At 62.7% G+C, this 12,202-nt stretch carries 12 protein-coding genes, 1 tRNA gene and 1 pseudogene; all 14 read left to right on the top strand.

The genetic code is table 11. From position 1 onward, the window contains the following. Window positions 1-266: 266 nt before the first annotated feature. Window positions 267-343: transfer RNA gene (locus ASG25_RS01595), tRNA-Asp, on the top strand. A gap of 345 nt (window positions 344-688) precedes the next feature. Further along, entirely contained in the window at window positions 689-1,054 is a 366-nt protein-coding gene (locus ASG25_RS01590; protein WP_062468417.1) for an NADH-quinone oxidoreductase subunit A, read from the top strand. Further along, window positions 1,045-1,623 (top strand): NADH-quinone oxidoreductase subunit B, encoded by a 579-nt coding sequence (locus ASG25_RS01585; RefSeq protein WP_062468416.1) that lies wholly within the window; start codon window positions 1,045-1,047, stop codon window positions 1,621-1,623. Before ASG25_RS01590 ends, ASG25_RS01585 begins: the two co-directional genes overlap by 10 nt. Before the next feature lie 102 nt (window positions 1,624-1,725). Then, entirely contained in the window at window positions 1,726-2,325 is a 600-nt protein-coding gene (locus tag ASG25_RS01580) for an NADH-quinone oxidoreductase subunit C (RefSeq protein WP_062468415.1), read from the top strand. A 421-nt stretch (window positions 2,326-2,746) separates the two neighbouring features. After that, entirely contained in the window at window positions 2,747-3,937 is a 1,191-nt protein-coding gene (locus tag ASG25_RS01575) for an NADH-quinone oxidoreductase subunit D (RefSeq protein ID WP_062468412.1), read from the top strand. Then, complete coding sequence (locus tag ASG25_RS22485; protein ID WP_156379918.1) at window positions 3,937-4,107, top strand: hypothetical protein; 171 nt, start codon at window positions 3,937-3,939, stop codon at window positions 4,105-4,107. The genes ASG25_RS01575 and ASG25_RS22485 overlap by 1 nt, the downstream gene beginning before the upstream one ends. A 17-nt stretch (window positions 4,108-4,124) precedes the next feature. Continuing rightward, window positions 4,125-4,913: pseudogene (gene nuoE / locus ASG25_RS01570) on the top strand (NADH-quinone oxidoreductase subunit NuoE); the annotation flags it as partial. Between the two features lie 297 nt (window positions 4,914-5,210). Further along, window positions 5,211-6,515 (top strand): NADH-quinone oxidoreductase subunit NuoF, encoded by a 1,305-nt coding sequence (gene nuoF / locus ASG25_RS01565; protein WP_062468409.1) that lies wholly within the window; start codon window positions 5,211-5,213, stop codon window positions 6,513-6,515. A 4-nt stretch (window positions 6,516-6,519) separates the two neighbouring features. Next, window positions 6,520-7,215 (top strand): hypothetical protein, encoded by a 696-nt coding sequence (locus tag ASG25_RS01560; RefSeq protein WP_082479981.1) that lies wholly within the window; start codon window positions 6,520-6,522, stop codon window positions 7,213-7,215. 185 nt (window positions 7,216-7,400) lie between these two features. Further along, window positions 7,401-9,482, top strand: coding sequence for an NADH-quinone oxidoreductase subunit NuoG (nuoG, locus tag ASG25_RS01555; protein ID WP_062468401.1), 2,082 nt, complete (start codon window positions 7,401-7,403; stop codon window positions 9,480-9,482). Window positions 9,483-9,502: 20 nt separating this feature from the next. After that, on the top strand, window positions 9,503-10,546 hold the full coding sequence (nuoH, locus tag ASG25_RS01550) for an NADH-quinone oxidoreductase subunit NuoH (RefSeq protein ID WP_062468399.1): 1,044 nt from the start codon (window positions 9,503-9,505) through the stop codon (window positions 10,544-10,546). 64 nt (window positions 10,547-10,610) lie between these two features. Beyond that, entirely contained in the window at window positions 10,611-11,102 is a 492-nt protein-coding gene (gene nuoI / locus ASG25_RS01545) for an NADH-quinone oxidoreductase subunit NuoI (protein ID WP_062468397.1), read from the top strand. Window positions 11,103-11,246: 144 nt separating this feature from the next. After that, a complete protein-coding gene (locus ASG25_RS01540; protein WP_062468395.1) occupies window positions 11,247-11,861 on the top strand; it encodes an NADH-quinone oxidoreductase subunit J in 615 nt (204 codons plus the stop codon). Window positions 11,862-11,891: 30 nt separating this feature from the next. Then, complete coding sequence (nuoK, locus tag ASG25_RS01535) at window positions 11,892-12,200, top strand: NADH-quinone oxidoreductase subunit NuoK (protein ID WP_062468393.1); 309 nt, start codon at window positions 11,892-11,894, stop codon at window positions 12,198-12,200. Window positions 12,201-12,202: the final 2 nt, after the last annotated feature.

The following is a 12,202-nucleotide window of genomic DNA, read 5'->3' as shown; positions in this document are numbered from 1 at the left end:
GAGGGGGTGTGGAAAAGCCGCTTCATTTTCTAAGATACGGAAAACGAGACGATTTTCGCCCCGACGCCCTGTGTTGCCGGGGTTTGCCGGCCAGCGGCGAGGGATCGACAGGCGGGCCTTCGGGAAGAAAATCCAGATTGTCATCATTTTGTATTTGAACGCGCTTGACACTCCCCGAAACCCCCCGTAAACAGCCGCTCATCGAACGGCGCAACGCCGGACGGTCACGGAAGACGGACTGAAAAGAACGGTTTTCCAAACAATGCGCGGGTGTAGCTCAGTTGGTTAGAGTGCCGGCCTGTCACGCCGGAGGTCGCGGGTTCGAGCCCCGTCACTCGCGCCATTTTACTTTCACAGTAAAATGAAAATGTCGATCAGCGGTCCTCGAAAGAGGACCGCGACATTTTGCCCCCTTCGCCCTTTTGAGGGCTTCCCCAGACTGGTAATCTTCCCGGAAACGACTATGTAGGTTGTAGCTCTGCAATGCCTCGGACATGGTCCGGACGGCTGGAGGAGAACCACGAAATAGCGGGACTCTTCATTCGCTCGAACGAGCGGATGAAAACAGGAAGCGAGGCTTGCGCCATGGCGCGGGCTGCGCTAACGACTTTGGCGTTGCAACATTTTTCGGCCTGCAGGCAGACGCCATTCGCGCCTCACCGGTGCGGCCGCGGGCAGGGACAAAATAATGACAGACCTTCTCGGTTCTTATATCCCGATCGCCATCTTCATCGGCATCTCGCTGGTCATCGGTCTCGCCCTCCTGGCGGCGCCGTTTGCGGTTGCCTTCAAGGCGCCGGACGATGAAAAGCTTTCGGCCTACGAGTGCGGCTTCAATGCGTTCGACGATGCGCGCATGAAGTTCGACATCCGGTTCTATCTCGTGTCGATCCTGTTCATCATCTTCGACCTGGAAGTCGCGTTCCTCTTCCCCTGGGCCGTGGCGTTCAAGGGCATGGGCTGGTTCGGCTTCTGGTCCATGATGGCCTTCCTCGGCGTGCTGACCATCGGATTCATCTACGAATGGAAGAAGGGAGCGCTCGAATGGGAGTAGCAACCACGAACCCCATGGTGGCACAGTCCCCCAAGGGCATCATCGATCCCTCGACGGGCAAGCCGGTCGGCGCCAATGATCCGTTTTTCGGCGAAATCAACAATGAACTCGCCGACAAGGGTTTCCTCGTCACCTCCACCGACGAGCTGATCAACTGGGCCCGCACGGGCTCGCTGATGTGGATGACCTTCGGTCTCGCCTGCTGCGCCGTGGAAATGATGCAGATGTCGATGCCGCGCTACGATGCCGAACGCTTCGGCTTTGCGCCGCGTGCGTCGCCGCGCCAGTCCGACGTGATGATCGTCGCCGGCACGCTGACCAACAAGATGGCGCCCGCACTTCGCAAGGTCTATGACCAGATGCCGGAGCCGCGTTACGTCATCTCGATGGGCTCCTGCGCCAATGGCGGCGGCTACTATCACTATTCCTACTCGGTGGTGCGCGGATGCGATCGCGTCGTGCCTGTCGATATCTACGTGCCGGGCTGTCCTCCCACGGCAGAAGCGCTGCTCTATGGCGTGCTGCTGCTGCAGAAGAAGATCCGCCGCACGGGTACGATCGAACGTTAGGCCCAACTGCAGCCCCCGCGCGTTCGGCGCCGGGGGTCTTCGGCCACAGGCTTCAGGGACGTCTTGTCCCTGGCCGGGTGGTCATCCGGATAAGGACACGCCATGAGTGAAGCTCTGAACAGCCTCGCCACCTATCTTCGGGAAACGAACGGCGCCCTGTTCGCCGAGGCGACGATCGCGTTCGGCGACCTGACGCTGACCACGACCGGCGAGAACATCGTCGCGCTGCTCACGTTCCTGCGCGACGACGCCCGCTGCGGTTTCGTCAACATCATCGACGTCTGCGGCGTGGACTATCCCTCGCGCCCCGAGCGGTTCGATGTGGTCTATCATCTCCTGTCGCCCAAGCAGAACCAGCGGATCCGCGTGAAGGTCGCGACATCGGAAGAAGAGCCGGTTCCCTCGATCTGCGGCGTCTTTCCGGGCGCCGACTGGTTCGAGCGTGAAGCCTACGACATGTACGGCATCCTTTTTACGGGGCATCCCGACCTGCGCCGTATTCTCACCGACTACGGTTTCGAGGGGTATCCGCTGCGCAAGGACTTCCCGCTGACGGGCTATGTCGAAGTCCGCTACAACGACGAAGCCAAGCGCGTGGTCTACGAGCCGGTCGAACTGAAGCAGGAATTCCGCAACTTCGACTTCCTGTCGCCCTGGGAAGGGACGGATTACGTCCTGCCCGGAGACGAGAAGGCGAAGTGACGGTCTGGAAAACGGGGCTTTGCCCATCGGCAATCGTTTGAAGGAGAGGGTCGGACGGCGATCCCCTTCCTCGGGAACAGGTTTCGGCTTCGTCTCCCGCATCCGGAGATCGGTCGCATCCGTTGCGGCCGAAATCTCCGGACGGTACAGCAGAGAATGGGGCTCTTCCGTGCATCATCTGACGATCGCACAAGGGTCTTCAAGGGAACGCAAAGCGCACCGCATCCGATCGGTGCGGGTGGGCATGATCGACGCGGACCGCGTGACGACGTCTCTGGAGGATGCGACGGACATTGGAAAAATGTCGCGTGTCCTGATAGGGCTCTTGCGAGAAGGACGGTATCAGCGTGACGTGTGATATGAACGACCCGACTGCCGACTGGCACCTGGCTAATTGCAGAGAGCGCGGAGCGCGAAGCGAATGAACGAACACAACATCCGCAACTTCAACATCAACTTCGGGCCACAGCACCCGGCGGCGCATGGCGTGTTGCGTCTGGTGCTGGAGCTGGACGGCGAGATTGTCGAGCGGGTCGATCCCCATATCGGTCTCTTGCACCGCGGCACCGAGAAGCTGATCGAGGCGAAGACCTATCTGCAGGCCCTGCCGTATTTCGACCGTCTCGACTATGTCGCGCCGATGAACCAGGAACATGGGTTCTCGCTGGCGGTGGAAAAGCTGACGGGTACCGAAGTGCCGATCCGCGGCCAGTTGATCCGGGTTCTCTATTCCGAAATCAGCCGCATCTTGTCGCACCTTCTGAACGTGACAACGCAGGCGATGGACGTCGGCGCGCTGACCCCGCCGCTCTGGGGCTTCGAAGAGCGCGAAAAGCTGATGGTGTTCTATGAGCGCGCCTCGGGTTCGCGCATGCACGCCGCCTATTTCCGCCCGGGCGGTGTCCACCAGGATCTGCCGCACGAGTTGGTCGAAGACATCGGCAAATGGATCGATCCGTTCCTGAAGACCGTTGACGATATCGACGACCTCCTGACGGGCAACCGCATCTTCAAACAGCGCAACGTCGATATCGGCGTCGTGAGCCTCGAGGATTGCTGGGCCTGGGGCTTTTCGGGCGTCATGGTCCGCGGCTCGGGCGCCGCGTGGGACCTGCGCAAGTCGCAGCCCTACGAATGCTATGCCGACATGGACTTCGACATTCCGATCGGCAAGAACGGCGACTGCTACGACCGCTACCTGATCCGCATGATCGAAATGCGCGAATCGGCGAAGATCATGCGCCAGTGCGTCGATCGTCTTCTGGGCGACGCCAAGGTCGGACCGGTCTCCTCACTCGACGGCAAGGTCGTTCCGCCGAAGCGCGGCGAGATGAAGCGGTCGATGGAAGCGCTGATCCACCATTTCAAGCTCTATACCGAGGGCTACCACGTTCCGGCCGGCGAGGTTTACGCCGCGGTCGAGGCCCCCAAGGGCGAGTTCGGGGTCTATCTCGTCTCCGACGGCACCAACAAGCCGTATCGCTGCAAGATCCGGGCACCGGGTTACGCGCATCTGCAGGCGATGGACTACATCTGTCGCGGCCACCAGCTCGCCGACGTCTCGGCGATTCTCGGCTCGCTCGACATCGTGTTCGGGGAGGTCGACCGCTGATGCTGGATCGTTCCGTCGCCGCCCGCCGCTTCGTCATCCAGACGCTCGATCGTCTTCTGGCCCAGTCGGCCAAGACCGGCGCGTCTTCCGCCGCGGTCGATCGCCGCGAACAAAATACATCCGGATCCGAGCAGCTGCTGAGCAGCCTGTTTGCCGGGTCGAGAAACTGAAATAGGGTGCGGTAAACATGTCCGTTCGTCGACTAGCCGATGAAGCCGTCCAGCCGCAGCAGTTCGCGTTCAGCGAAGCCAATGCTGCCTGGGCGCAGACCACGATCCGGAAGTACCCGGAAGGCCGCCAGCAGTCCGCTGTCATCCCGCTGCTGATGCGGGCACAGGAACAGGATGGCTGGGTGACCAAGGCGGCGATCGAGAGCGTCGCGGACATGCTCGACATGCCCTATATCCGCGTTCTCGAAGTCGCGACCTTCTACACCCAGTTCCAGCTGAAGCCGATCGGCACCCGCGCCCATATCCAGGTCTGCGGCACGACACCCTGCATGCTGCGGGGCTCCGAAGAGCTGATCGCGCTCTGCAAGCGCAAGATCCACGGCCAGCCGCTGACGCAGAACGAGAGCGGCACGCTGTCGTGGGAAGAGGTCGAGTGTCAGGGCGCCTGCGTCAATGCGCCGATGGTGATGATCTTCAAGGACAGCTACGAAGACCTGACGGTCGAGCGGCTGGAAGAGATCATCGATGCCTTCGATGCCGGCCGTGGCGCCGAGATCGTCCCGGGTCCGCAGATCGACCGGATCTTCTCCGCGCCGATCGACGGACTGACGACGCTGACCGAAGAGCCGACGCCCCAGCGCAACCAGGTAACCGAACCTGTGGCGCCGCCGGCACCGGCGGAAGGCGCGTCCGTTCCTCCATCGGAGGCCGGTCGCCCGAAGAGCACGGACGCCGAGACCAACCCGACGATGAAGACGCCGGCCACGGCCAAGAGCGAGGCGGCGGCGAACGCGAAGAGCGAAGGCGGCGAAACCAAGGATGCCGCAACCGTCGACACGCCGGAGGGCGGCGAAAAGACCGACCTCACGGCCGGTGCCGGCAAGCCGGCACCAGAAGCGAAGTGACAGGACGGTCGGGCACCGTCGCGCCGGTTCGGCGCACGGTTGCACTGGCCACGGGCTGCGAAGCCGAGTACACCGGAGAGATCGGCGACCGCCGACGATCGGTGCCACGAGGCGGACGGCGCGAGCCCGATGAATGGACGCAAGACTGACCCGCCGACATGGCGGACCCATATTCTCGAAGAATCGGCGGACTGAGCCATGCTTGACGATAAAGATCGCATCTTCACCAATCTCTACGGCCTTCACGACAAGTCGCTGAAAGGCGCGATGTCGCGCGGCCATTGGGACGGCACCAAGCAGATCCTGGAAAAAGGTCGCGACTGGATCATCAACGAGATGAAGGCCTCCGGTCTGCGCGGCCGCGGTGGCGCGGGCTTCCCGACGGGCCTCAAATGGTCCTTCATGCCGAAGGAAAGCGACGGGCGTCCGCATTATCTCGTCGTCAACGCCGACGAATCGGAGCCCGGCACCTGCAAGGACCGCGACATCATGCGGCACGATCCGCACACGCTGATCGAAGGCTGCGTCATCGCGAGCTTCGCCATGGGCGCTCATGCGGCCTACATCTACGTCCGCGGCGAATACATGCGGGAACGCGAGGCGCTGCAGGCGGCGATCGACGAATGCTATGACGCTGGTCTGCTCGGCACGAACAACAAGCTCGGCTGGGACATGGAGATCTTCGTCCACCACGGCGCCGGTGCCTATATCTGCGGCGAGGAAACCGCCCTGCTCGAGAGCCTGGAAGGCAAGAAGGGCCAGCCGCGCCTGAAGCCGCCGTTCCCAGCCAATATGGGTCTCTATGGCTGCCCGACGACGGTCAACAACGTCGAGTCGATTGCCGTGGCGCCGACCATCTTGCGTCGCGGCGCCGGCTGGTTCTCCTCGATCGGCCGTCCGAACAATGTCGGAACCAAGCTGTACATGGTCTCCGGCCACGTCAACAAGCCGTGCACGTTCGAGGACGCCATGGGAACGCCGTTCCGCGAGATGATCGAGCGCCATTGCGGCGGCATCCGCGGCGGATGGGACAATCTTCTCGCCGTCATTCCGGGCGGCTCATCCTGCCCGGTGGTCAAGGCCGAGCACATCATCGATGCGCCGATGGACTTCGACGGCATGCGCGACGTGAAGTCGTCGTTCGGCACCGCCGCCATTATCGTGATGGATCGCTCGACCGACATCATCAAGGCCATCTGGCGTCTGGCCGCCTTCTACAAGCATGAGAGCTGCGGCCAGTGCACGCCGTGCCGCGAAGGCACCGGCTGGATGATGCGCGTCATGGAGCGCATGGTTCAGGGTCGTGCGCAGAAACGCGAGATCGACATGTTGTTCGACGTGACGAAGCAGGTCGAAGGCCACACGATCTGCGCGCTGGGCGACGCAGCGGCATGGCCGATCCAGGGACTGATCCGCAATTTCCGTCCCGAGATGGAAGCGCGAATCGATGAATACACACGCAACGCCTCATCGCATGGGGCCGTTCTGCAAGCCGCGGAGTGACAAGATGGTAAAGTCGTCGATCGAGGAAGGGCAGGCAGGTTTTGCAGACGCGCATGATACTTCCTCGTCGAGCGGCGACCCCAGGGGCTTTGCCGGCTGGACGAAGGAGGGCGGGCCGCCCTTGCCGCCGCTGATGCAGAACCCGACGGCATCCGTCGCGGCAGCCGCCGCGATGGGCTTTGGAATGGCAAGCCATATTGCCGGCTTCATGCTCGGTGCGATGCAGGGCTTCATGGAGGCGGCACAGAAGGCCGCAGCCACCGCCGAGGCTGAACGACAGGCAGGGCAGGGGGCAGCGCCCGCTGAACCCGCAGAGCCGACGGCGGACGACGCGCTTGCGCCCGAACCCTCCGCCGACATGGCGGCACAGGCAGCCGAGGTGACGGCGGCCGCAATGGCGCGCGCATCGGATGCGGCCGCAAAGGCTTCCGCACCGCTACCAGCAGACGCCAAGGTCACGGGCGTCGCCGACAAGCCGGCCCGTGCGCGTCGCGGCAAGGCGGCGGATGACCTGAAGAAGATCTCCGGCATCGGCCCGAAGCTGGAGCAGGTGCTGAAAAATCTTGAGGTCACGCGGTTCAGCCAGATTGCGGCCTGGAACGAGGACGACATTGCCCGGTTCGACCGGGAACTGAATGTGAGCGGCCGCATCGCGCGGGATCGCTGGGTCGAACAGGCAAAGGTGCTCGCCAAAGGCTGAGCGCCTGGCGGGGCCGCCGGTCACGGCGGCGCGCTGCCTGGGTGACCGACCGACGCTTCGGGTGCCTGCGGGCCCCTACAAACGATCGAGGCCGCTGGCCTCGGGACAGACAGGGCCGACGAGGCCCTTTGACGATCGATCCGTCGCTTGAAGACCGGCGGAAGAGGACAGGATTGAGTGCGAAGATGGCAAAGCTGAAAGTCGACGGAAAAGAGATCGAGGTCCCGGATCATTTCACGCTGCTTCAGGCGTGCGAGGAAGCCGGCGCCGAGGTTCCGCGCTTCTGTTTCCACGAGCGGCTGTCGGTTGCCGGCAATTGTCGCATGTGTCTGATCGAGGTGAAGGGTGGCCCGCCGAAGCCGGCGGCCTCCTGCGCCATGGGCGTGCGCGACCTTCGCCCCGGCCCGAACGGCGAGACGCCGGAAGTCTTCACGACCACCCCGATGGTCAAGAAGGCCCGTGAAGGCGTGATGGAATTCCTGCTGATCAACCATCCGCTGGATTGCCCGATCTGCGACCAGGGCGGCGAGTGCGATCTGCAGGACCAGGCCATGGCCTTCGGCGTCGACTCGACCCGCTACAACGAGAACAAGCGTGCGGTCGAGGACAAGTATATCGGCCCGCTGGTGAAGACGGTGATGAACCGCTGCATTCACTGCACACGCTGCGTCCGCTTCACCACCGAAGTGGCCGGCATTGCCGAGCTCGGCCTGATCGGTCGCGGCGAGGACGCCGAGATCACCACCTATCTCGAGCAGGCGATGACGTCGGAGCTGCAGGGCAATGTCGTCGATCTCTGCCCGGTCGGTGCTCTGACCTCCAAGCCCTACGCGTTCAATGCGCGCCCCTGGGAACTCGGCAAGACCGAGTCGGTCGACGTCATGGACGCCGTCGGCTCCGCCATCCGCGTCGATACGCGCGGCCGCGAAGTCATGCGCGTCATGCCGCGCATCAACGAAGAGATCAACGAAGAGTGGATCTCCGACAAGACCCGGTTCATCTGGGACGGCCTGAAGACGCAGCGTCTGGATCGCCCTTACGTCAAGAAGGACGGCCGGTTGCAGCCCGCGAGCTGGGGCGAGGCCTTCGCCGCGATCCGGACGGCCGTGTCGGCAACCAGCGGCGACCGCATCGGCGCGATCGCCGGGGACCTTGCGTCCGTCGAGGAAATGTATGCGCTGAAAGGCCTGATGACGGCGCTCGGCTCCGAGAACATCGATTGTCGTCAGGACGGCGCAGCGCTTGATCCGTCGTTCGGACGTTCGAGCTATCTCTTCAATCCCACCATCCAGGGCATTGAAAACGCTGACGCTCTCCTGATCATCGGTGCCAATCCCCGCTTCGAGGCCTCGGTGCTCAACGCCCGCATCCGCAAGCGCTTCCGCATGGGCCCATTCCCGATCGGCGTGATCGGCGAGGCAGCCGAGCTGCGCTACGCCTATGACTACCTCGGCGCCGGGACCGACACGCTGGGCGAACTCCTCGCCGGCCGCGGCAGTTTCTATGAGGTGCTGAGCAAGGCCGAGCGTCCGATGATCATCATCGGGCAGGGCGCCCTGATCGGCGAAGGTGGGGCATCGGTCCTTGCGTCCGCTGCCAAGCTTGCCGGGGCGATCGGTGCGGTGTCCGACGGCTGGAACGGCTTTGCCGTCCTTCACACGGCGGCGGCGCGCGTCGGCGGTCTCGACCTCGGCTTCGTGCCGGGCGCCAACGGCAAGACGGCGCACGAGATGGTGACGGGCACGGACGTGCTCTTCCTGCTCGGCGCAGATGAGATCGACCTGGCGACGCGCATGAGCGGCTTCACCGTCTATATCGGTTCCCACGGCGACAACGGTGCCCACGGCGCGGATGTCATCCTGCCGGGTGCGACCTACACGGAAAAGTCCGGTCTCTGGGTCAACACCGAAGGCCGCGTCCAGATGGGCAACCGCGCCGGCTTTGCACCGGGTGAGGCCCGCGAAGACTGGGCGATTCTCCGGGCACTGTCCGACGTGCTCGGCAAGAAGCTGCCCTACGACTCGCTGGCCGAACTGCGCCGCAAGCTGGTCTCGGAATATCCGCATTTCGGCGATGTCGACATGATCGCCCCGGCGGTCGACGGCGAAATTGCCGCACTGGGACAAAAAGCGGGTGAGATGACCAAATCCGCGTTTGCGTCTCCGGTGAAAGACTTCTATTTGACGAACCCGATAGCGCGCGCTTCCGCGGTCATGGCCGAATGTTCGGCGCTGGCTCGCAACAATTTCAAAGCGGCAGCGGAATGAGCGCGGGAGAATAAGGCACCATGGACGGTTTTCTTTCGACCTACGTCTGGCCGGCGGCCATCATGATCGGCCAGTCGCTTCTGCTGCTGGTCGCTCTCCTGATCTTCATCGCCTACATTCTGCTGGCGGACCGCAAGATCTGGGCAGCGGTGCAGCTGCGCCGTGGACCAAACGTGGTGGGTCCCTTCGGCCTTTTCCAGTCCTTCGCCGATCTTTTGAAGTTCGTCGTCAAGGAACCGGTCATTCCGGCCGGCGCGAACAAGGTTCTCTTCCTTCTGGCGCCGCTCGTGTCGGTGACGCTGGCGCTCGCCGCCTGGGCCGTCGTTCCGCTGAACGACAACTGGGTGATGGCGAACATCAATGTCGGCATTCTCTACGTTCTCGCGATCTCGTCGCTTGAAGTCTACGGCGTCATCATGGGCGGCTGGGCGTCGAACTCGAAGTATCCCTTCCTGTCGGCACTGCGCTCGGCGGCACAGATGGTGTCCTACGAAGTCTCGATTGGCTTCGTCATCGTCACCGTCCTGCTGTGCGTCGGTTCGCTCAACCTGACGGACATCGTCAACTCGCAGCGTGACGGTCTCGGCACGATGATGGGCCTGCCGGGCTCGTTCCTTGACTGGTACTGGCTGCCGCTGTTCCCGATGTTCATCGTGTTCTTCATCTCGGCGCTGGCCGAGACGAACCGCCCGCCCTTCGACCTTGTTGAGGCCGAGTCGGAGCTCGTCGCGGGCTTCATGGTCGAATACGGCTCGACGCCGTACATGATGTTCATGCTCGGCGAATATGCCGCGATCTGCCTGATGTGCGCATTGACCACGATTCTCTTTCTCGGCGGCTGGCTGCCTCCGGTGGACATCTGGTTCCTGAATTGGGTTCCGGGGATCATCTGGTTCGTTCTCAAGGCGTCGCTGGTGTTCTTCATGTTCGCGATGGTCAAGGCATTCGTGCCACGCTACCGCTATGACCAGTTGATGCGTCTCGGCTGGAAGGTCTTCCTTCCGCTCTCGCTCGTCATGGTCTTTATCGTTGCAATCACGCTGAAGCTCGGCGGATGGGCCTGATGCCCGTCCCCAGTTTCGCGACAGTCGCTGGCATCTCCCAGGCCAGCTCATTCGGAGGTAAATGATGGCCGCCATTTCGCAAGCCGTCAGATCGCTGTTCCTCAAGGAGTTCGTCGGCGCGTTCTTCCTGTCGATGCGCTACTTCTTCGCGCCGAAGGCGACGCTGAACTATCCGTTCGAAAAAGGCCCGATCAGCCCGCGTTTTCGCGGCGAGCATGCGCTGCGCCGCTATCCCAACGGCGAAGAGCGCTGCATCGCCTGCAAGCTGTGCGAAGCGATCTGTCCCGCCCAGGCCATCACCATCGAGGCCGGTCCGCGCCGCAATGACGGCACCCGCCGCACGGTGCGCTACGACATCGACATGGTGAAGTGCATCTATTGCGGCTTCTGCCAGGAAGCCTGCCCGGTCGACGCCATCGTCGAAGGGCCGAACTTCGAGTTCGCCACGGAAACGCGCGAAGAGCTCTACTACGACAAGGAACGCCTTCTCTCGAACGGCGACCGTTGGGAGCGTGAAATCGCCCGCAACATCGGCATGGACTCGCCCTACCGCTAAGGTTTCGGCGGCATCTCTGTCAAACGCCGCCCGCCCGGGCGGCGCTACACTGCAAATTTGGGTGTCGGCCGGACCTCTCCGGTCGGCCAGGAACGGTCTGCGCAAAGGCACACCGCTCCGGGGAAGACGAAAAAGGCACCGGTCATGGGTCTGCAGACTCTATTCTTCTATCTCTTCGCCTTCATCGCCGTGGCGTCGGCGTTCATGGTGATTTCGGCCAGGAACCCGGTCTATTCGGTCCTGTTCCTCATCCTGTGCTTCTTCAACTCGGCGGGTCTTTTCCTGCTGACGGGAGCCGAGTTCCTCGCGATGATCCTGCTGGTGGTCTATATCGGCGCCGTCGCGGTTCTCTTCCTCTTCGTCGTGATGATGCTCGACATCGACTTCAACCAGCTCCGCGCAGGCGTGCTCGACTATGCGCCCGTCGGTGCGCTGGTCGGCCTGATCCTCGCAGCCGAACTGATCATCGTCGTGGCCGGCAGCACGTTTTCTCCCGAACTCGCCAAGACCGTCTCGATGCCGATCCCGTCCGTTGCGGACCGGACGAACACCGCCGCGCTCGGCGACGTCATCTACACCCACTACATCTACTACTTCCAGATTGCCGGCCTCGTGCTGTTCGTCGCCATGATCGGCGCGATCGTCCTGACGCTGCGCCATCGCCCCAACATCAAGCGTCAGAATATTTCAGAGCAGGTCGCCCGCGTTCCCGCCACCGCCGTCGAGGTGGTAAAGGTGAAGCCGGGGCAGGGGCTCTGAGGCGGTACTGAAGGTCAAGGACACGACATCATGGAAATCGGCATTTCCCACTATCTGACCGTCAGCGCCATCCTGTTCACGCTGGGCGTCTTCGGCATCTTCCTCAACCGCAAGAACATCATCGTCATCCTGATGTCGGTGGAGCTCATCCTGCTCGCGGTGAACATCAACATGGTCGCGTTCTCGTCGTTCCTTAACGACATCACCGGCCAGGTGTTCGCCCTGTTCATCCTGACGGTTGCCGCGGCGGAAGCTGCCATCGGTCTTGCAATTCTCGTCGTCTTCTATCGTAACCGCGGCTCCATCGCGGTCGAAGACGTCAACATGATGAAGGGCTGATC

The sequence above is a fragment of the Rhizobium sp. Leaf384 genome, assembly GCF_001424065.1.
In the GTDB taxonomy this organism is placed as follows: domain Bacteria; phylum Pseudomonadota; class Alphaproteobacteria; order Rhizobiales; family Rhizobiaceae; genus Ferranicluibacter.
Note: the sequence above shows the minus strand (reverse complement) of the source record. Positions and strands in the feature narration are given on the sequence as shown.

Coding starts and splice junctions, on each gene's coding strand:
- ASG25_RS01590 (WP_062468417.1), top strand. CDS start 689: ATGACAGACCTTCTCGGTTCTTATATCCCGATCGCCATCTTCATCGGC.
- ASG25_RS01585 (WP_062468416.1), top strand. CDS start 1,045: ATGGGAGTAGCAACCACGAACCCCATGGTGGCACAGTCCCCCAAGGGC.
- ASG25_RS01580 (WP_062468415.1), top strand. CDS start 1,726: ATGAGTGAAGCTCTGAACAGCCTCGCCACCTATCTTCGGGAAACGAAC.
- ASG25_RS01575 (WP_062468412.1), top strand. CDS start 2,747: ATGAACGAACACAACATCCGCAACTTCAACATCAACTTCGGGCCACAG.
- ASG25_RS22485 (WP_156379918.1), top strand. CDS start 3,937: ATGCTGGATCGTTCCGTCGCCGCCCGCCGCTTCGTCATCCAGACGCTC.
- nuoF (WP_062468409.1), top strand. CDS start 5,211: ATGCTTGACGATAAAGATCGCATCTTCACCAATCTCTACGGCCTTCAC.
- ASG25_RS01560 (WP_082479981.1), top strand. CDS start 6,520: ATGGTAAAGTCGTCGATCGAGGAAGGGCAGGCAGGTTTTGCAGACGCG.
- nuoG (WP_062468401.1), top strand. CDS start 7,401: ATGGCAAAGCTGAAAGTCGACGGAAAAGAGATCGAGGTCCCGGATCAT.
- nuoH (WP_062468399.1), top strand. CDS start 9,503: ATGGACGGTTTTCTTTCGACCTACGTCTGGCCGGCGGCCATCATGATC.
- nuoI (WP_062468397.1), top strand. CDS start 10,611: ATGGCCGCCATTTCGCAAGCCGTCAGATCGCTGTTCCTCAAGGAGTTC.
- ASG25_RS01540 (WP_062468395.1), top strand. CDS start 11,247: ATGGGTCTGCAGACTCTATTCTTCTATCTCTTCGCCTTCATCGCCGTG.
- nuoK (WP_062468393.1), top strand. CDS start 11,892: ATGGAAATCGGCATTTCCCACTATCTGACCGTCAGCGCCATCCTGTTC.